Genomic DNA, 19,580 nt, shown 5'->3' with positions numbered 1-19,580 from the left:
TTGACAATGAGCGACAATAGGGGATGCAAGATTATCCGTTGTACTCATGAATATTATAGAAATTGTCGAACATTGTCACTATTGTCGTTTATATAAAAGAAAGACACTAAAGATTAATAACTTGTTGTTTGAACGACAATATTGACAATGAGCGACAATAGGGGATGCAAGATTATCCGTTGTACTCATGAATATTATAGAAATTGTCGAACATTGTCACTATTGTCGTTTATATAAAAGAAAGACACTAAAGATTAATAACTTGTTGTTTGAACGACAATATTGACAATGTTCAACAATATGATATGCAAGATTATCCGTTGTACACATTTATATATTTATAATATTGTCAATCATTGTCAGTATTGTCGTTAAATAAAAAAAGAGAGACAATTGTCTTTAAAATAACCTGTTATTCAGATAGGATTGCCATAAATATTCAATATTTCGTCTTTATCTTCATCGTATAAATAACGCTCAAGCTCAAGATGTCTTGGAGCAAAATTAACCAGAATACCACAACGAAATTTCAGAAGATGCATATAATTGAATAATTGTGCTCGATGATTTTCATTAAGTATTGAGACAGCCTTACATTCCACAATAACATTCTCTTTACATAAAAAATCCAAACGAAAAGAAGATTTCAGTTTTTTACCATGAAAATGTGGGTTAAAAGCCTTTTCTCGCTCATATACAATATTCATTTCAGTTAATTGCATCTCAAATGCTTCTTGATAACAGTTTTCATTAAGACCCACCCCCATTTCTTTACGAACTTCATATATAGCACCTATTATGTCATACATATGAGCCTTACATTCATTAATGTTTATCATAACTATAAAATTGTTAGTAGATTTTGTTGATTAGAAATAACAAAGATACAAAAATATTGGATACTGAAAACATATAAGTATACATTTTATCCTCATAATATCATATTGTCGCACTTTGTCCATTGCACACACGATTTATAATATTGTCAATCTTTGTCACTATTGTCGTTAAATACAAAATTATCAAGCCCCTTGTTTTTTAGAACGACAATGTTGACAATGATTGACAATAGGGGATGCAATATTATTCATACAACATAGCCCAGAGCCGAGCGGCCCTGGGCTATGGTCTTTCAACCCCAGTTGGGGACGTATAGTTTGTGAGTTTTTACAGAGCGAACTTGTAGCCCAGTGTGAACTGGAATACGCTGTTCTTTGAGTCAGCGTCGTCAGCAACCTTGGTTACGCCGAAGTTGTAGCGTGCGTCGAATACGAAGTTGCTGTACTCGTAAGAGAGACCTACAGGAATAGAGAAGTCAACGCTCTTAACGCCAGAAAGGTCGGAAGAAACCTTTGTACCTTCTACTTCTGCAGAAGCCTTGTGTGTTACGTTGAAGCCAGGCTGGATACCGAGCTTAACGGCAAGACCCTTAACAACGTAAACGTTGGCAAGGATAGGAACGTTGATATAGTCGAGCTTAGAGGTATAGTCTACTTTGTCCTCTGTAAACTTGCATCCCTGCATAGAGTAGAGAGCGCCAGCCGAGAGGCTGAAGATGTCGCTTACCTGATACTCGAATTCAACGCCTGCTGCTACACCTGCGCGGATGTCGCCATCAGCGTCAGTCAAGTTAGCCAAGTTGAGGCCCACCTTAGGCTGGATTGTGAATGTACCTACTGCCTGCTGTGCGAATGACGATACAGTTGCTAACGCCATTACTGCCATTAAGAATAACTTTTTCATACCAAAATGTGTTTTAGTTAATGAATAATTAGTTGTTTCGAGGTGTGATTGCAAAGGTATAGCAAATATGAATACCAAACAAGCATTTTTTATAGAATTTTGCACCTTTTTATCTTGTAAAGTGTTCTCTTTTCTTGTTTTTTGTTGTAAGTTTGTACTATTATGGCAAAACAACAAACTTCAGTGCGCAATCGCACCAATGTCGACCTGCGCGAACCGCGTCGCTACAAGGTCATAATCTACAACGACGACTTCACAACAATGGAGTTTGTCGTACACATATTACATTCCATATTCTATAAAACCCCGTCGGAGGCGGAGGCTCTCATGCTCGACGTTCACGAACGGGGCAGTGCCGTAGTGGGCGTGTACAGCTACGACATAGCCACATCGCGCGTGCGCAAAGCCACCATGCTGGCACGCGAGCAGAACTTCCCGTTGAGGCTGGAATGCAAGCCCGAATAGGCAGCCGTGCAGCCTCTGCAGCCCCATGGTTTTATACATGGTTTGCAAAAGGACTCCTTTTGCCCTCCAAAAGGACTCGTTTTGCTTGCCAAAAGGACTCCTTTTACACACCAAAAGGATTCGTTTTGCAATGCAAAAGGACTACATTTGAAAACCGTTGGTTTTAACATTGAACAAAACAAGCAGAAACTTTGAAAAATAGCAATAGTACATCAGCCGCCATACGCCTGGCCATTGAGTCGTGCGACACGTGGCATCACGAGTTTGTCACGCCCGAACACGTGCTCTTTGCCATAAGCAGGCAGGAGCAGTTTCAGGATGCCTTGCTCGACATCAACGTCGACCCCGAGGAGTTCTCTACCTCAGTAGGCGAATATCTCGACTCGCTTGAGCGTGTGCCCGAAGGCGTGCGCTATACCATCGAGGGCTCGCATCAGTTCTCGGAGATGATGACTCTCGCCGTGCGCCAGGCGCAGTATGCCGACATCGACGTTGTCGACGTGCCCCAGATCATAGCCGCCATGCTCATGCTCGAAGAATCGCGCGCGGCATATGAGCTCAACCGCCACATCGGCGACAGCCATGGCGAGTTCATGGCGTCGCTCGTGAGCAACTACGACGAGAGGGAAACCGTCGTCAGCACCGACCCTTCCGGGGACGAACCCGAACCACATCGCCAGGCATGGCGCGAATTTGTGACGTGCATATCCGACACTTACACCCAGCACAATCCGCTCATCGGACGCGACGCCGAACTCGAACGCACCATCCAGGTGCTCTGCCGCAAGGACAAGAACAATCCGCTGCACGTCGGCGAGGCTGGTGTCGGCAAGACTGCATTGGTCTACGGACTGGCTGCACGCATAGCCCGTGGCGACGTGCCCGACCGCCTCAAACAGTCGCGCATATACATGATGGACATGGGAACGATGATAGCAGGGGCGCAATTCCGCGGCGACTTCGAGAAGCGCATCAAACAGGTGATGGAAGGACTCACCGCCGAAGGTCACGCCATACTCTACATCGACGAGATACACAATATGGTCGGGGCGGGCCGTACGGGCGGCGACGCTTCGCTCGATGCCTCCAACATGCTCAAGCCCTACCTTGAAAGCGGCGAGATACGCTTCATCGGCTCTACCACTTACGACGAATACAACCGCTACATAGCAAGCCAGAAGTCGCTGGTGCGACGCTTCCAGCAGATCGACATTGCCGAACCGTCTATCGCCGACGCCGTGCGCATACTCGAAGGACTGCGTCCGGGCTACGAGAAATTCCACGGAGTGAAGTTCGCTACGGGTGCCATGGAGTTTGCCGTGCGCCAGACTGCGCGCCACATCAGCGACCGCTTCCTGCCCGACAAGGCCATCGACCTCATCGACGAGGCTGGCGCCTATCGCGAGACGCACCCGCTCACCTCGCAGAAACGGCAGACCGTCGACCGCCGTCTGATGGGCGAGATACTTGCCAAGATGTGCAAGATTGACGCAACAGCGCTGCGCGACACCAGCAATGTGACGCTGCAGACGTTGGCTGACGACATGCGCGCGGAGATATTCGGACAGGACCGTGCCGTGAACGAGGTTGTTGAGGCTGTGCAGATGGCTAAGGCTGGACTGGGCGACGATGACAAACCGATGGCGTCGCTGCTGTTTGTCGGACCGACGGGAGTCGGCAAGACCGAGGTGGCACGCACTCTGGCACGCCAGTTGGGCGTAAGTCTGGTGCGATTCGACATGAGCGAGTATGCCGAGAAGCATGCCGTGGCTAAGCTTATAGGCGCTCCGGCAGGCTATGTGGGCTACGAGGACGGCGGACAACTTACTGCCGCGCTGCGCAAGTCGCCCAACTGCGTGCTGCTGTTCGACGAGATTGAGAAGGCCCATCCCGACATTTTCAATATCTTTCTACAGATGATGGACTACGCAACGCTCACCGACAATCATGGTCAGCGGGCCGACCTGCGTGGCACCATCATCATCATGACATCCAACGCAGGCGCACAGTACGCCTCACGGGCAAGCATCGGATTCATGGGAGGGGTGTCGCGAGGCGAAGCAATGCTTGCACAGGTGAAGAAAACATTCAAGCCCGAATTCATCAACCGACTCACCGACATCGTCGTCTTCGGCGACATGACACGCCAGATGGCGTCGCTCATCCTCGACAAGAAGATTGCCAAGCTGCAGCAGAAACTTACAGCCAAGAACGTGACGATGCACCTCACCGACTCGGCACGACAGCTGCTGCTCAGCCGTGGTTTCACGCCCGAGTACGGAGCACGCGAGATAGACCGCGTCATCGGCTCTATGCTCAAGCCGCTGCTGATGCGCGAGCTGCTCTTCGGAAGCCTGAAGAAGGGTGGGGAGGTGTCGGTTGCCGAAAGTAAGGGGCAGTTGGTTATTGCAAATGGTTAACTCGTCAACTCGTCACAAATAAGAAATGATTTACAGAATAGGTAAAGAACTGATATTTCCGCGCCCCGTCGACGTGGAGCCCGACGGACTTTTGTGTGTCGGCGGCGACCTTAGTGTCGACCGCCTGCTGCTGGCTTACAGCTACGGCATATTCCCGTGGTACTCGTTTCGCGACGAGAAGGAGCCGCTGTGGTATTGTCCGCAGCAGCGCTTCGTTATCTTTCCCGACGAGATACACGTGTCACACTCTATGCGCACGCTGATGAATAAGGGAGTGTTTGAGGTGTCGATGGGCGAGTGTTTCGACGGAGTTATAAACGGATGTGCCGCTGCCGGCGGTCGCAACGTGCATGCCGGTGCGTGGTTGGGCGACGAAATCATACGCGCCTATACCGAATTGCATCGCCAGGGTTTCGCGCAGAGCGTGGAGGTGTGGCAGGACGGCAGACTGGTGGGCGGACTTTATGGCGTGACAATTGGACGCGCATTCTTCGGCGAGAGCATGTTCTCGCTCGTGCCCAATGCCAGCAAGGTGGCATTGATATACCTTGCCGACTTCATGCGTGAACATGGCGGCTCGATAATCGACTGCCAGTTTGAGACTCCTCACCTCAAGTCGATGGGCGGCCGCTACATTTCCTATAAAGAATATATGGATATAATCAGCCGCGACTGATTATATCCATATCTACATTTGTTGCTATTATATATATAAGGTGTATTGATTATATATATAATGTGAATCCTATTATATATATAAGGTGTATTATTGGCGGTTGGCAAGGTTTATCATTTTTCTGAAACGCCACCACATCATGATGCCTGCACTTGTCAGTCCGAAGGGGAACGCCATCCATACGCCAACGAGTCCGTAGCCCATTACGAATCCGCACAGATAGCCTACGGGCAGCGAAATGACGAAGAAGGCTATGAAGGCAATCACCATAAGCGGCTTCACGTCGGCTATTCCGCGCAGCGCGTTGGCGTAGTTTATCTGCAAGCCGTCGCCAAACTGATAGATGAAGAAGGGCAGCATGAGCGTCAATACCGATGCCGACACCTCGGCAGAATCGGTAAACCACGAGCCTATATCCTTACGCAGGAGGAATATTATGCCTCCCAACAGAATCTCAAGCATCACCATCAGACGCAGTCCGGCGGTCACTACGTGGCGCGTGTTAGTCGTGTCGCCCTGGCCGTGGAAGTAGCTTGTGCGCACAGCCACGGCTGCACCGAGTCCGTAGTACACCATAAACGTAAACTGAGATATGGTGGACATCACCTGATGCGAAGCCAAAGCAATGGTGCCAAGCCATCCCACCATGATGATAGACAGCGAGAACGAGGCTGTCTCCATACCCATTTCGAGCGCAATCGGAGTTCCGAGCGTAGTCAGACGGCGCACCAGTTGGCGCGACCAACCAAGACTGAAGAATCCCTCGCGATATTGTTTCATACTGCGCTTGCAGAGGAATACAGCGAGGAATATGCCCACCATGACTATACGGGAGATAAGAGTTGACACGCCGGCACCCACAACTCCCATCTCGGGAACCCCCATCTTGCCGTATATCAATATGTAGTTGCCGATGATGTTGAGCAGATTGCCCGACAGGAGTATCCACATCGACGTGCGCGTTTCGGTGATACTGTCGGTGAATTGCTTGAAAGCGTTGAACAGCATGACAAATGGCAGCGACGCAAGCAGCACCAAGTAGTAGGGCCGCATGTAGGGTAGGAGTTCGTCGGGTTGTCCTATGTTGGCAAGATTGAAGTAAAGTATGGTCAAGGCAGCCATCATTATCACCGCTGCCATAGTGTTGGCGAGCAGCGAGCAACGCAAAGCCTGACCCGCTTCGGGCAACTGCTTGCGCCCGAACAGACCGCCCACGATAGGCGTAAGGCCGTAAGAGAATCCCGTACCGGTGATTATTACGAGGTTCATGATGTTGTTGACGAACGAGGCAGCACCCAGTTCGCTGGTGCTATGGTGGCCCACCATCATGGTGTCGGCAAAACTGAGAATAATCATTCCAAGCTGTCCTATCATGATAGGAATGCCAATGGATAGCAGCGTGCGGTAGTGGTTGTTGTACTGTGAAGTCATTACCAGAATTTGTTCTGTTGTTCGTTGTACTCGAATCCAGCGGCAGCCAGGCGGTCGATGATTTCTTTCTTGTCAACGTGGAGGTCGTCGCACAGAGCGTCGAGCGACGGATAGATGTCGCGCAGACGCATATTGATGACGCTGAAGAGCATCATCGGGTCTTTGGGTAAGTCAAGCATGATTTGAAAAAAAATTATTTGTTCATTATCCTTAATACTGGGTGCAAAGGTACACAAACTATCTTACATACAGAAAAATGACTTCGTTGAATTTCAAAAGTAGCCCTTTTGATGTACGAAAAAAGGAGGACCGGACTCACGTCCAATCCTCCTTGCAAAGTTATGTGGATACAAATTTGAATGATTAGTCCTACGGATTGTATCGTACGAATGCCTCCATCGCCTCGTAGCAAGCCAGTCCCAGACTGTGATAGAGTTCGGCTGTAGCGTGGTTGCGGTCTTCGGCACGCTGCCAGAAGAGTCGTTCGTCGTTGCCGAGGAACGGTGCGCTCTCCATCTGCGACGAATGTTTGAGGATGCTGTTGCGCTTTGCACGAAGCTCCTCGGGCGACATTGGTACGCACATCTCGATGTTCTCGATTTCCCATTCAGCCCAAGCTCCACGATACATCCATACGCGGCAGTTGTCAATCCACTTGGCTCCGGCCTGCTTTTCGAGGTCGAGCGCTGCCAGAACGGCATCGGTACACTTGCGGTGGGTGCCGTGCGGGTCGGCAAGATCGCCCGCTACGTATATCTGATGAGGCTTAACCTGCTGCAACAGTTCGCGTACTATCTCCACGTCCTTCTCAGTCATAGGCAGCTTCTCAATCTTGCCCGACTCGTAGAAGGGCAGGTCGAGGAAGTGAACCTGCGAGAGTGGTATGCCGTTGTAGGTGCATGCGGTGCGAGCTTCGCCTCTACGGATGAGTCCTTTAATCTTGCGTACAGCCTCGGTGTCCATATCCGACGCGCGTTTGTTCTTGAAGAACTGCTTGATTTCGGTATACATGTTCTTTATTACTTCATCCTTGCTGTCGCAGAATATCTGGTTGAAGCCGTTGACGAAGTGCATGAAGCGTGTCACTTCTTCGTCGCCAACAGCGATGTTGCCTGATGTCTCGTATGCGATATGAATGTCGTGGTTCTGCTGAACGAGTCGGCGTATGGTTCCACCCATTGATATTACGTCGTCGTCGGGGTGGGGCGAGAACACGATTACGCGCTTCTGGGCAGGCATTGCACGCTCCGGACGGTTGGTGTCGTCGGCGTTTGGCTTGCCGCCGGGCCAACCAGTAATGGTGTGCTGGAGGTCGTTGAATATCTTGATGTTGCAGTTGTAGGCAGAACCGAAGCGTGCCAGCAGGTCAGACAGACCGTTCTCGTTGTAGTCTTTGTTAGTAAGCTTAAGGATAGGCTTGTCCAACAGCTGGCAAAGCCAAACCACAGCGGCACGAATAGTCTTGTCGTTCCACTCGCAATTGGTGACGAGCCATGGGTGGATGATGCGTGTCAGCTTGCTGGCGGCAGCCAGATCGCAGATGAGTTTGGCATCGTTGTGAGTCTGGACGTATGTAGCCGGGATGGCATCTGTAATTTCGCCCTCGATGATTTTCTGCACGATATCAGCCTTCTCTTCGCCCCATGCGGTGAGGAAAAGCTTATGTGCTGAGAGCAATGTTTGTATGCCCATGGTGATAGAGCACGGCGGAACCTGCTCAAGAGTGCCGAAACTGTTGGTCATTTCGTCGCGCGACATCTGGTCGATGAGTATCAGTCGGCTTGTAGAAGAGATGTGCGAGCCAGGCTCGTTACATGCAATATTGCCCATACGGCCTATTCCGAGCATGGCGATATCGATGCCTCCCTCGGCTGCAATGAGCTGTTCGTAGGTGCGGCAATGCTCATATACGTCGTCCTGGGCAATGTATCCGTCGGGAGTATGGATGTTCTCAGCCTTGATATCTATGTGGTCGAGAAGGCGTTCGCGCAATTGTCCGATTGCACTATGCTTGCTGTCGGCGTTGAGAGGGAAGTATTCGTAGGCGTTGAACACCACAACATTGTCGAAGCTCAAGCCCTCTTCCTTGTGCCGACGCACCAGTTCCTGATAGATAGGAGTGAGCGACAGACCTGTGCCGAGAGCCAGAACGCACTTCTTGCCGGCTTGTTTTGAACGCTTGATTTCCTTCTCTACAGCGTCGGCTATTACCTTTACGCCCTCCTCGATTTTCGGGTATACATCGGTAAAGATTTTCTCGCAACGTGTCATTTCCGAACGTTCAACTGCCGTACGAGGGCGGTAGTATTGCTCGGGTACTTTGTTAAGTACAATCTGTGAACTTAAATGAAGATTCATAACAGTAGAAATTAGATTTATGATTGCTGTTTTTATGGGCGGACAATCGCTCTTGTAGCGAGCGGCATCCGCTCGTTTATGGGCGGTCAGCACGCTTTGTTCCCCACTTCGAGGGCTTTGCGCCCATGATGAGTTCAAGTGTTCCGCCGCGTGTTATGTCCTTGTAGTCGATGTACGACTTGCTGTATGGGCGTCCGTTGAGGCGTGCCGACTGCACGTAGATGTTGCGGTCGGAGTTGTTGCGTGCAACGACGGTGAATGTCTTGCCGTCCCCTACGCTTACCGAAGCCTTCCCGAACAACGGAGAACCGATGACATAACGTCCGCCGACGGGATCGACCTGATACAGTCCAAGGGCCGAAGTGATGTACCATGCCGACATCTGACCGACGTCTTCGTTGCCCGATAGTCCGTCAGGCTGGTCGTGATACATCTCTGTTAGCATCTTGCGGAGCAGCGGAGCGGCCTTGTCGGGACGTCCGGCGTAGTTGTACATATATATAACGTGGTGCGACGGCTCGTTGCCGTGGGCGTACTGGCCCGTCATACCCGACATGTCGGGCGACGCGTTGGCTCCGGCATCACCCTCGGCGATGAACAACGAGTCGAGCTTGGTCATGAACTTGCTGTCCGAACCGAACAGACTGATGAGTCCGTGAACGTCGTGCGGCACGAGGAACGTGTATTGCCAGGCGTTGCCTTCGGTGTAGTCGTTGGAGCGATGTTCTGCGTTGAAGGGGTTGAACGGCGTGCGGAACTTGCCGTCGGTGCCTATAGCGCGCAGAAAACCGGTTGCTGGGTCGAAGTATTTCGAGTACGAGCGCGAGCGGTTGTAGAAGAACTGGCGGTCAGCTTCGTTGCCGAGCATGGCTGCAACCTTAGCCGTAGCGTCGTCGGCGATGCAGTATTCCAGCGCATTGGCAACCGTCTCGTTGGTAGGAACCTTGTCCCATGGAATGTAGCCGTACTTCTTCAGCACGTCAAGGCTGCGTATGTCGATGCTCTGCGTGGCCTTCATAGCCTCCAGCACTTCCTTCTCGTAGCCCTTGGCAAATCCCTTCAGCGTGAGATCGGCGAGCACTATGGCTCCCGGATTGCCTATCATGCAGTCGGTTTCGCCACCCATAAGGTGCCACACCGGCAATCGTCCCTGCTGTCGGTAGATGTTGAGGAATGTCTGAACGAAGTCGCGCTGCATGTCGGGGAATAGGAACGACATGAGCGGATGGGCTGCACGGTAAGTGTCCCAAAGTGAAAGCGTGGTGTAATTGACAAAGTCGCCACGATGAACCTTGCCGTCAGCACCGCGATACTGGCCGTCGACATCGCTGAACGTCATGCACGAAGTCATGAGATGATACATGGCTGTGTAGAAGATGCGGCGTCGTGTGTTGTCGTTGGTCTCGATCTTGATGCGCGAGAGTTGTCGGTTCCACTCGTCGTCAACCTTGCTTACGGCAGCGTCGAAGTCCCATCCCGGCATCTCGGCGTTCATATTGGCCTTGGCTTTGTCGGGTTCGACGGGCGAGAGTGCCACCTTGACGAGCAGCGGCTTGTCCGAATTGTCGAACGTAAGGAGTGCGCGGTACATCGAGTCGGCACGTTCGACGTGTACGGGGCGCGAAAAGTCCATTGCAAAATAGATGCGGCGGTCCTTTGCCCAACCCGTAGAGCGGCGATAGCCTATAAGTCGTGTGGGCGACTCCTGCGACAACATGCAGTCGGTAGGAGTGTCCCAGCCTATGCACTGGGCAAGGTCGAGAGCCAGCTGAGCCTTGGCTCCCTTGCCGAACGTATAGCGGTGCATGGCGCAACGCTTCGTGGCGGTCAGTTCGACGAGCACGTCGGGGTCGGTGAGTCGCAGCGAGTAGTAGCCGGGATGCATGCGCTCGTTGTCGTGAGTGAAGAATGTGGAGCGCTGGTTGGCGTTGCTCACGGGCAGCAAAGCGATGTCGCCGAGGCATCCGATGCCCGTACCTGAGAGGTGCATGTGGCCGAATCCGATTATCTCGTTGTCGCTATAGTGATAGCCCGAAGTCCAGTCCCATCCGCGCAGAGGCTCGGTCGGACCCACGATGACGAGTCCGAAGGGAGCGTTGGCGCCCATAACGGTATGTCCGTGTCCTCCCGTTCCGATGTATTGGTTGACGTATTGCGTAAGATTGTCGTTGGCAGCACGGGCATTTTGTATTGTAAAGCCTAACAATACTGCCGACAATGCTGCAATGCGTAGTAGATGTTTTATATTCATAGTGTGGTATTTAGTAACTGCAAATTTACGGTTTTTACTTAGGTATTTACATTCGTGATGTAAATTTTTTCTGTTAAAAAAAACAAGTTATGTGCAAATGTTGCTAAATGTAAAACATAATGACAAGTCATTGACGAATAGATAAGCAATAAGAATGTACTTTTGTAATGTAATAAAACAACCCGCATACATATTATATGTCTACAAAATACGACTTCGACAAAATCATCGACCGCCACGGCACGGGTGCTTTGGCGGTTGATGTGCTCAACGAACTCTACGGAAGAGCAGACCTTACGCCGATGTGGGTGGCTGACATGAACTTCGAGACTCCCGAGTTCATAACCGAAGCATTGCGCAGCCGACTTGACCACTCGCTCTACGGATATACCGATATGCCCGCAGAGTTCTGGCCAACGGTTACCAAATGGATTGCCGACCACCATCAATGGAATGTCAAGGCCGATTGGATGCGATTCATTCCGGGTATAGTCAAGGGCATAGGATTCGTCATCAACGTGTTCTGCAAGCCCGACGAGAAGGTGATTATCCAACCTCCCGTGTATCATCCGTTCCGTCTGACGCCGCTGGGCAACAAGCGTGAGGTGGTGATGAATCCGCTCATCATGCACGAAGACGGCTCGTACTCAATGGACTTCGACGGACTTGCCAAGGTGGCAGACGAGAAATGCCGCGTGCTCATACTCGCCAACCCGCACAATCCGGCTGGCATCGTATGGGACGTGGACACCCTCAGCCGCCTTGCCGACTTCTGTTCGGAGCGCGGCATCATCGTCATCTCGGACGAGATACATTGCGACATGGCGCATCCGGGGCACAAGCACCATCCCTTTGCGTCGGTTTCGGAGCGTGCAGCCCAGTGCAGCATCACCTTCGGAGCACCCTCGAAGACGTTCAACATAGCCGGTATCGTCAGCTCTTACTGCGTAGTGCCCAACGAAGAGTTGCGCCGTCCCTTCTTCGAATGGCTCGACGCCAACGAATTGAGCGAACCTACCATCTTCTCGCCCATTGCAACCATAGCCGCATTCAAGTACGGCGAGGAGTGGCGCCGACAGATGCTGGAGTATGTAGAGGCAAACATCGACTTCGTTGACAACTTCCTCCAGACGCGCATACCGCAGATAAAGGCGCTCCGACCGCAAGCTTCTTTCCTCGTGTGGCTCAACTGTCGCGCCCTCAATCTCGACCATGACGCCCTCAACCGACTCTTCGTTGACGGCGCACGATTGGCTCTCAACGACGGCGAGATGTTCGGCAGGGAGGGCAGAGGCTTTATGCGCATGAACATAGCGTCGCCCCGCGCCGTGCTGCAGGACGCGCTTGAGCGACTGGAGAAGGCCGTGAAGGCATTGTGATATTTACGATAACAAAACAAGGAATTATTATGGAAATTACCGAACTGTACAAAATATTCAGCGAGCACCCCGTCGTTACAACCGACAGCCGCGACTGTCCCGAAGGCTCATTGTTCTTCGCCTTGAAGGGTGCATCGTTCGACGGCAACAAGTTTGCGGCAATGGCGCTCGACAAGGGTTGCGCCTATGCCGTAGTGGACGAGGCGGAGTATGCCCCCGAGGGCGATGCACGCTACATTCTGTGCGACGACTGCCTTGCCACGCTCAAGCAGCTGGCGCTCTATCATCGCCGCACGCTCGCCACGCCAATCATAGGCATTACGGGTACCAACGGAAAGACAACGACCAAGGAACTCACGGCTGCCGTGCTGCAGCAGAAGTACAACGTGCTGTACACGCAGGGCAACTTCAACAACGACATTGGCGTGCCCAAGACGCTGCTGCGACTGCGTCCGGAGCATGAGATTGCCGTTGTGGAGATGGGCGCATCGCATCCGGGCGACATCAAGGCTCTGGTTGACGTGGTAGAACCCGACTATGCCATCATAACCAACGTAGGTCGTGCCCACTTGCAGGGCTTCGGCTCGTTTGAGGGCGTAATCCATACCAAGGGCGAGTTGTACGACTTTATGCGCGCCAACCACGGATTGGGCAATACGGACAATGGAAAAACGCTGCGAGAGGGCAAGGCTCCGCAGAGCTGCGTGTTCATCGACAGCGAGAACCCTTATCTCAACGGCATAGCCCAGGGACTGAACCTCGTGCGCTACGGATGCAAGGCGGACGACCAACTGTGGGTGAGCGGACACGTGGACAGCTGCTCGCCGATGCTCAACTTCACCTGGCGACACAACGACGGCGCTACACTCGGCGCTCCCCACGCCACGCAGACGCATCTCATCGGCGAGTACAACATAACCAACATGCTCGCTGCCGTGAGCATCGGACTCTACTTCGGCGTGCCTGCCGACAGCATCGTCAAGGCGCTGAGTGCCTATGTGCCGTCCAACAATCGCTCGCAGTTTGAGCAGACAGCCGACAACCGACTCATTGTCGATGCATACAACGCCAACCCGACGAGCATGGCTGCCGCCCTGCGCAACTTCGCTGACATCGATGCCAAGGGCAAAATGGTGATTATAGGTGATATGAAGGAACTTGGCGAGGTGAGCCACGACGAGCACCAGCGTATCGTTGACCAGCTCCGACAGATGACTCTCGACCAGGTATGGCTCGTAGGTTCGGAGTTTGAAGGATGCGACACGCCGTCCGGCTTCCGCCTTTTCGACAATGTGGAAAAGGTGAAGGAGGCAATAGCAGCCGCCAAACCGCACGGCAAGTACATCCTCATAAAGGGCAGCAACGGCACCCGATTGTTCCAGTTGCCAGAACTGCTGTAATACCACGAAGGTGCGGAAGCATATAGAGGGTGTGCCAAAAGTCACAGCAGTACGCCCCGAAGGGGCATAAGCCCATAGCCCAGGGCAACACCCTGGGTAAAAGTATCACAAATACCAATGCGCCCTGCAAGGGCAAAAGCGTTAATTATCAATGCTTTTGCCCTTGCAGGGCGTTTTGCTGTTTTCAATCCGTACACCCAAGGCGATGCCCTGGGCTATGTGCTTTTTGGGCTTTCAGCCCGCTTTGTTTGACTTTTGACACATCCTCGAAAGTCTTCCCTTCTTTTTACTGTCGATTTTCCTCTGTTTTTCAAAAGGAGTCCTTTTGCCTTTCAAAACGAGTCCTTTTGCACTCCAAAACGAGTCCTTTTGCATACAAAAAGGAGCCCTTTTGCACACCAAAAGGACTCCTTTTAATTTGACTGATTTTCGTTGCCGGAATCAGACCTTAAATTCCGCTAAAGTAGCGGAGTGTGTCAGACCTTAAAAAAAAAGCAGACTGAAAGCCCCAACTTCCTTTAACTTCTATTTTGACACCCTCCTTCTACGGTTCTGATACCCTTTTTTTAGGTTCATCCGGAATTTGTAGTGATTCAGTTATGAACCTATAAGTAGCGGAGGTTTCCAGCCTCCGCAGCACCAAGTCGAATACAAATCATTATTACTAATAATAGAGTTTGTGTCATTGGTTGCTGCGGAGGCCGGAGACCTCCGCTACTCGTATAAACTTGTTACATTATAATAATAAAATATTATTATCACTCCATTTCCCGGATGAGCCTTTTTTTAGTACTCATCAACCTTCTGCGCCTTGCGATAGGCGTCGAGTTCCTTCTGCAGCTGCTTGGTTATCTTCTCATAACCAGGCTTGCCGTAGAGGTTGTTCAGCTCGTTGGGGTCGTTCTGAAGGTCGTACAGCTCGTTGTAGTTCACCTCGTTGTCCTTCGGTTCGAAGTAGCCGATGCTGATGAGCGACTTGAGTGTAGCGTTCTCCGCTGTACCCTCAATGCCCTGGTACTTGTTTTCGGGGACAGCGTCGAGTCCGCCCTTGCCGTAGAAGTGGATGAGCTTGTAGCGGTCGGTACGTACTCCGTCGTGCTTGCGCACCATGTGGTAGGTAGGATAGTCGTAGTAGTGGTAGTAGATACTGGTTCGCCATTGATTCTGAGCGTCGCCGTTGTCGAAGACGGGAAGTAGCGAACGGCCCACCATATCCTGCGGCTTCTTCACGCCAGCCAGTTCGAGGAACGTCGGAGCATAGTCGATGTTCTGCACCAGCTTGTGGCATACGCTGCCCGGCTTGGTGTGTCCCGGATAGCTGATGATGAGCGGAGTGCGCAGCGACTCCTCGTACATGAACCGCTTGTCAAACCATCCGTGCTCGCCCATGTAGAAACCCTGGTCGGAGGTGTATACGATGATGGTGTTGTCGGTGAGTCCGTTCTGGTCGAGATAGTCGAGCACACGGCCCACGCTTTCGTCCACACTTGCTATTACCGACATGTAGTCGCGTATGTAAGCCTGATACTTCCAGTTGTCAAGCTCCTTGCCCTTGAGGTTGGCTTCGAGCAGTTTGCGGTTGCGTGGGAAGTAGTAGCGTCCCCAAGCCGAGCGTTGTGCCGGAGTCATACGGTTGATTTCGCCCATTAGAGCGTTGTACGAGTCCTTGCTGTCCTCGTTGTTCATATCGAGCATCTCGGGTACCTTGAAGTCCTGCTCCCAGCGCATGTGCTTCGTAACGCTCATCTTCTGGGTGCGCACGGCTTCGCCGCGTGTGGCGTAGTCGTCGTAGAATGTCTCGGGCATAGGGAAGTTTACGTTGTCGTATTTGCCAAGATACTTGATGTTTGCCTGCCAGTTGCGGTGCGGAGCCTTATGATGCAGCATCAGGCAGAAGGGCTTCGACTTGTCGCGATGGTCCATGAAGTCGATGGCGTGGTCGGTTGAGAGGTCGGTGCTGTAGCCCTCTTCGACGATGTATTTGCCTTCGGGCGTGTCTGTACCGCGATACTGCGGGTTCCAGTACTGTCCCTGGTCGTTGTAGATGTGGTAATAGTCGAATCCCTTAGGGTCGCATCCCATGTGCCACTTGCCTATGATGGCTGTCTGATAGCCCGCATCCTGCAGCAGTTCGGTGAAGAAAGTGCGCGACGTGTCGATACCCTCGCCCAGCTGTCGCTGTCCGTTCTGATGACTGTAAAGTCCGGTCATCAGACATGCACGCGACGGAGTGGAGAGCGAATTCTCGACAAACGCCTTGTCAAAACGCATTCCGCGCTCGGCTATACGGTCGATGTTGGGCGTGGGTGCGAGCTTGCCAATGGCGTGTCCATATGCCGAAATGCACTGGAAGGCATGGTCGTCGCACATGATGTACACAATGTTGGGGCGTTGTGCTGCAGCCTTCTTCTGTGCCTGCATTGTGGCTGCGAGGCACGAAAGGGCTGCTACTGAAATGATGGTTTTGTTCATCAGAATGAATTTATGATTAATAATATATTTTTTATTTTGAATTCTTAAGGGTGAGGGTTGGTTTCAGTTGAGAATTGAGAGTCTGTTTCAGTTGAGAGTTGAGAGTTGGGAATTGAGAGTTATGATTACCTTGATAGCGTTCTTTTGCTGCAATTCTTCAATTGATACAACATATCATAACTTTCAACTCTCAATTCTCAATTCTCAATTCTTAGAGTTTTCCCTTGCTGCGCAAGTACGTGCGCTGTCCGTATACGGCTATAACTACGAAGCAGATGAACGGAAGGATGAACGAAACGTTGACGGCTGGCATGCCGAAGAGTTCGCCCTTGTCGATAATTGAGGCCTGGAGCGGCGGCAGAACGCTACCTCCGAGGATTGCCATAATGAGTCCGGCAGCACCAAACTTGGCATCGTCGCCCAGTCCGGTGAGCGCTATACCATAGATGGTGGGGAACATGAGCGACATGCAGGCGCTCACGCCAACCAGGCAGTAGAGTCCGTATATGTTCTGCAGAATGATGACTCCCGCTACAAGTACGCCTCCGGCGATGGCAAGAAGCATGAGCAGCTGTCCGGTGTTGACGTAGCGCAGCAGGAAGGTACAGATGAAACGCGAGCAGCAGAATATCACCATTGCTATGATGTTGTACTGCTGCGACAGCACCTCGGCAGCCTGCTCACCCATTCCCTCAGCCATGAGTACGCGCGTGCCGTACTGTATGATGAAGGTCCAGCACATTATCTGAACGCCTACATAGAAGAACTGTGCTATGACGCCCTCGCGATAATGCGGCATGGTGAAGATGCGGCGCAGCGTAGGCAAGAAGTTTATCTGCTTGTTCTTGTCGCCGTTCTTGGGCATTGGCCAGAACAGAATGACGAGGAACATGGCGAGGATGACGAGTCCGATGGTGAGGTATGGAGCGATAAGCACCGAAAGGTCGTACTCCTTGACGGCTTCGAATTCGTCGGCAGAGAGTGTGGCTCGTGAGGCGGTGTCGAGCGGATTGAGCTTTGCCTGGATGAAGTTCATCGCTACATACATGCCCAGGAGCGAGCCCATCGGATTGAACGACTGAGCCAGATTGAGTCGGCGTGTGGCAGTCTCTTCGGTTCCCATCGACAGAATGTAGGGATTGCTCGATGTCTCAAGAAACGAAAGTCCGCATGTCAGGATGAAGTAGGCGGCGAGGAACGGATAGTACTCACCTGTCATCTTGGCGGGATAGAACAGGAAAGCGCCCAAAGCGTACAGTCCCAGACCTACGAGCACGCCTGCCTTGTAGCTGAACCGGCGTATGAACATGGCTGCCGGGAACGCCATAGCGAAGTATCCGCCATAGAAGGCAACCTGCACCATGGCGCCGTCTGTAGCCGACATGCGGAATATCTTGGAGAAGGCCTTCACCATGGGATTGGTAATATCGTTGGCAAAGCCCCAAAGTGCGAAGCACGATGTGATGAGTATGAATGGCACGACGTAGCTCACGCCGTCCTTTGATAGGATAGATTGTTTCATTAGATGTTGGTTGTTTTAGTTTATCGTGATGCTTCTCATCTCGTTGATGTCGCTCACTTCGCCCTTGGCGAGTGCTTGAGTGAGAATGTTGCCGATGGCTGTTGCCTCGACGGGTCCTGCCTTGACGGGTATGCCGAGAGCCTCTTGGGTCAGCAGATTGAGAAGTTTGTTTTGCGATCCGCCTCCTATTATGTGCAGAGTCTTTATTGGTGAGGGCAGCATAGCGTTGAGTGCGCGTGTGGCTTCGGCGTATTTGGCTGCAAGCGATTGCAGAACTACGCGTGTGGTGTCGCCCTTCGACTGCGGAACTTCCATTCCGTGGCTCTTGCAATAGTCGCAAATGGCATGCTGCATGGATTTGGGGTTCTGGAATTCGGGCGCGTCAACGGGTATGATGGACTTGATTGGCGACTTGTCGGCGGCTGCGAGCAGCGGGTCGTATTGCTGTTCGTCACCCTCGTCGCGCCATTCTGCCATCAGACGCTGCAAGAACCAGAGTCCGGTGATGTTCTGCAGGAACGTAATCTTGCCGCCTATGCCGCCCTCGTTGGTGAATTGTGCGCTGCGGGCTTCCTCGGTCAGTATGGGCGCATCAATCTCTACGCCGAGCAACGACCATGTTCCTGAGCTGATAAACGCAACGGGACGCTCGTCGGCCTTGGCTGGTACGGCTGCCACGGCGCTGGCTGTGTCGTGCGAACCGACTGCTATCACGTCCACTTCGCCCAATCCCGTCTCCTCGGCAATGTCGCTACGCAGACGTCCGCGTACTGTGCCGGGCATTACGATAGGGCAGAAAAGGTGGCGCGGCAGACCCAGACGGTCTATCAAAGGCCAATCCCATGAGCGTGTCTGGGCGTTGAGCATCTCGGAAGTTGAGGCTATGGTGTATTCGGTATTCGCCTCGCCCGTAAGGAAGAACGAGAAGAGGTCGGGTGTGAAAAGCATGCGGTCGGCTATCTGCAATTGCGGAGAGTCGGCTTTCTTCATGCTGAGCAATTGGAACAGAGTGTTTATCTCCATTACCTGGGTGCCGTTTACGGCGTAGTGTTCGGTAGGGTCGGTAGTGCTGAAGAATTCTTCTGCCATGCCCTGAGTGCGTGCGTCGCGATAGCAAACGGGGTTGCCTATAAGGTTGCCTTGGCGGTCGATGAGTCCGAAGTCGACACCCCATGTGTCCACGGCGATGCCTGCCACGTCCAGCCTCAGCTGTGCGGCCTTGCGCAATCCGGTCTTCATGTCCTCGAAGAGGGCAGGAAAGTCCCAATAGACGTGTTCGCCCAGGCGCACTTGTCGGTTTTGAAAGCGATGTACAAGTTGCATGGTCAGCTGCTTGCGTCCGCCCTCGTTGGTTATAGTTCCGGCAATGACACGGCCCGAGCCGCCGCCGAAGTCGATAGCTAAATAGGTCATTGTTGTTAGGATAAAGGTGAAAAGCCCCACCCCCAGCCCCTCTCTCAGCC

15 protein-coding genes are annotated in these 19,580 nt (G+C 52.2%); 6 read left to right on the top strand and 9 right to left on the bottom strand.

Annotated elements, in window-relative coordinates; translation table 11 throughout:
* Nucleotides 1-416: 416 nt before the first annotated feature.
* Nucleotides 417-839, bottom strand: coding sequence for a GxxExxY protein (locus tag I6E49_RS12545; RefSeq protein WP_235402691.1), 423 nt, complete (start codon nucleotides 837-839; stop codon nucleotides 417-419).
* 328 nt (nucleotides 840-1,167) lie between these two features.
* Nucleotides 1,168-1,743, bottom strand: a complete 576-nt coding sequence (locus tag I6E49_RS12540) for a porin family protein (protein WP_235402690.1) — start codon at nucleotides 1,741-1,743, stop codon at nucleotides 1,168-1,170.
* 162 nt (nucleotides 1,744-1,905) lie between these two features.
* Here I6E49_RS12540 and I6E49_RS12535 point away from each other — a divergent pair, with 162 nt between their 5' ends.
* The 3 genes from I6E49_RS12535 (at nucleotide 1,906) to aat (ending at nucleotide 5,304) form a co-directional block, all read left to right on the top strand.
* Complete coding sequence (locus I6E49_RS12535) at nucleotides 1,906-2,208, top strand: ATP-dependent Clp protease adaptor ClpS (RefSeq protein WP_235402688.1); 303 nt, start codon at nucleotides 1,906-1,908, stop codon at nucleotides 2,206-2,208.
* A 191-nt stretch (nucleotides 2,209-2,399) separates the two neighbouring features.
* Entirely contained in the window at nucleotides 2,400-4,628 is a 2,229-nt protein-coding gene (locus tag I6E49_RS12530) for an AAA family ATPase (RefSeq protein WP_235402687.1), read from the top strand.
* 25 nt (nucleotides 4,629-4,653) lie between these two features.
* Nucleotides 4,654-5,304, top strand: coding sequence for a leucyl/phenylalanyl-tRNA--protein transferase (gene aat / locus I6E49_RS12525; RefSeq protein WP_235402684.1), 651 nt, complete (start codon nucleotides 4,654-4,656; stop codon nucleotides 5,302-5,304).
* Between the two features lie 90 nt (nucleotides 5,305-5,394).
* On the opposite strand, the gene I6E49_RS12520 is transcribed toward aat, so the two are convergent.
* The 4 genes from I6E49_RS12520 to I6E49_RS12505 all read right to left on the bottom strand — a co-directional run bounded on the left by I6E49_RS12520 (nucleotide 5,395) and on the right by I6E49_RS12505 (nucleotide 11,344).
* Nucleotides 5,395-6,735 (bottom strand): MATE family efflux transporter, encoded by a 1,341-nt coding sequence (locus tag I6E49_RS12520; protein WP_235402682.1) that lies wholly within the window; start codon nucleotides 6,733-6,735, stop codon nucleotides 5,395-5,397.
* Complete coding sequence (locus tag I6E49_RS12515; protein WP_235392455.1) at nucleotides 6,735-6,914, bottom strand: DUF4250 domain-containing protein; 180 nt, start codon at nucleotides 6,912-6,914, stop codon at nucleotides 6,735-6,737. The genes I6E49_RS12520 and I6E49_RS12515 overlap by 1 nt, the downstream gene beginning before the upstream one ends.
* 190 nt (nucleotides 6,915-7,104) lie before the next feature.
* Complete coding sequence (locus I6E49_RS12510) at nucleotides 7,105-9,093, bottom strand: glucosamine-6-phosphate deaminase (RefSeq protein WP_235402681.1); 1,989 nt, start codon at nucleotides 9,091-9,093, stop codon at nucleotides 7,105-7,107.
* Between the two features lie 76 nt (nucleotides 9,094-9,169).
* Complete coding sequence (locus I6E49_RS12505) at nucleotides 9,170-11,344, bottom strand: GH92 family glycosyl hydrolase (RefSeq protein ID WP_235402680.1); 2,175 nt, start codon at nucleotides 11,342-11,344, stop codon at nucleotides 9,170-9,172.
* Nucleotides 11,345-11,541: 197 nt separating this feature from the next.
* Here I6E49_RS12505 and I6E49_RS12500 point away from each other — a divergent pair, with 197 nt between their 5' ends.
* From I6E49_RS12500 to I6E49_RS14495, 3 genes are all read left to right on the top strand, one after another.
* Nucleotides 11,542-12,723: a MalY/PatB family protein gene (locus tag I6E49_RS12500; protein WP_235402679.1), complete on the top strand. Its 1,182-nt coding sequence runs from the start codon at nucleotides 11,542-11,544 to the stop codon at nucleotides 12,721-12,723.
* Between the two features lie 29 nt (nucleotides 12,724-12,752).
* Nucleotides 12,753-14,123 carry a UDP-N-acetylmuramoyl-tripeptide--D-alanyl-D-alanine ligase gene (locus I6E49_RS12495; protein WP_235402678.1) on the top strand — a complete coding sequence of 457 codons (1,371 nt, stop codon included), beginning with the start codon at nucleotides 12,753-12,755 and terminating at the stop codon, nucleotides 14,121-14,123.
* A 117-nt stretch (nucleotides 14,124-14,240) separates the two neighbouring features.
* Nucleotides 14,241-14,375: a hypothetical protein gene (locus tag I6E49_RS14495; RefSeq protein ID WP_262911558.1), complete on the top strand. Its 135-nt coding sequence runs from the start codon at nucleotides 14,241-14,243 to the stop codon at nucleotides 14,373-14,375.
* A 534-nt stretch (nucleotides 14,376-14,909) separates the two neighbouring features.
* Here I6E49_RS14495 and I6E49_RS12490 read toward each other — a convergent pair.
* From I6E49_RS12490 to I6E49_RS12480, 3 genes are all read right to left on the bottom strand, one after another.
* Complete coding sequence (locus I6E49_RS12490; RefSeq protein ID WP_235402677.1) at nucleotides 14,910-16,595, bottom strand: sulfatase family protein; 1,686 nt, start codon at nucleotides 16,593-16,595, stop codon at nucleotides 14,910-14,912.
* A 211-nt stretch (nucleotides 16,596-16,806) separates the two neighbouring features.
* Nucleotides 16,807-18,117, bottom strand: coding sequence for an L-fucose:H+ symporter permease (fucP, locus tag I6E49_RS12485; protein WP_235402675.1), 1,311 nt, complete (start codon nucleotides 18,115-18,117; stop codon nucleotides 16,807-16,809).
* A 15-nt stretch (nucleotides 18,118-18,132) separates the two neighbouring features.
* The gene (locus I6E49_RS12480; protein ID WP_262911557.1) at nucleotides 18,133-19,530 is read right to left on the bottom strand and encodes a rhamnulokinase; all 1,398 of its coding nucleotides are present in this window, start codon (nucleotides 19,528-19,530) and stop codon (nucleotides 18,133-18,135) included.
* Nucleotides 19,531-19,580: the final 50 nt, after the last annotated feature.

It is taken from the genome of Leyella stercorea (assembly GCF_021531655.1).
This window is presented reverse-complemented; position numbering and strand designations above follow the sequence as displayed.

Excerpts from the sequence above, each read along its gene's own strand:
- I6E49_RS12545 (WP_235402691.1), bottom strand. The coding sequence starts at position 839 with ATGATAAACATTAATGAATGTAAGGCTCATATGTATGACATAATAGGT.
- I6E49_RS12540 (WP_235402690.1), bottom strand. The coding sequence starts at position 1,743 with ATGAAAAAGTTATTCTTAATGGCAGTAATGGCGTTAGCAACTGTATCG.
- I6E49_RS12535 (WP_235402688.1), top strand. The coding sequence starts at position 1,906 with ATGGCAAAACAACAAACTTCAGTGCGCAATCGCACCAATGTCGACCTG.
- aat (WP_235402684.1), top strand. The coding sequence starts at position 4,654 with ATGATTTACAGAATAGGTAAAGAACTGATATTTCCGCGCCCCGTCGAC.
- I6E49_RS12520 (WP_235402682.1), bottom strand. The coding sequence starts at position 6,735 with ATGACTTCACAGTACAACAACCACTACCGCACGCTGCTATCCATTGGC.
- I6E49_RS12515 (WP_235392455.1), bottom strand. The coding sequence starts at position 6,914 with ATGCTTGACTTACCCAAAGACCCGATGATGCTCTTCAGCGTCATCAAT.
- I6E49_RS12510 (WP_235402681.1), bottom strand. The coding sequence starts at position 9,093 with ATGAATCTTCATTTAAGTTCACAGATTGTACTTAACAAAGTACCCGAG.
- I6E49_RS12505 (WP_235402680.1), bottom strand. The coding sequence starts at position 11,344 with ATGAATATAAAACATCTACTACGCATTGCAGCATTGTCGGCAGTATTG.
- I6E49_RS12500 (WP_235402679.1), top strand. The coding sequence starts at position 11,542 with ATGTCTACAAAATACGACTTCGACAAAATCATCGACCGCCACGGCACG.
- I6E49_RS12495 (WP_235402678.1), top strand. The coding sequence starts at position 12,753 with ATGGAAATTACCGAACTGTACAAAATATTCAGCGAGCACCCCGTCGTT.
- I6E49_RS14495 (WP_262911558.1), top strand. The coding sequence starts at position 14,241 with ATGCGCCCTGCAAGGGCAAAAGCGTTAATTATCAATGCTTTTGCCCTT.
- I6E49_RS12490 (WP_235402677.1), bottom strand. The coding sequence starts at position 16,595 with ATGAACAAAACCATCATTTCAGTAGCAGCCCTTTCGTGCCTCGCAGCC.
- fucP (WP_235402675.1), bottom strand. The coding sequence starts at position 18,117 with ATGAAACAATCTATCCTATCAAAGGACGGCGTGAGCTACGTCGTGCCA.
- I6E49_RS12480 (WP_262911557.1), bottom strand. The coding sequence starts at position 19,530 with ATGACCTATTTAGCTATCGACTTCGGCGGCGGCTCGGGCCGTGTCATT.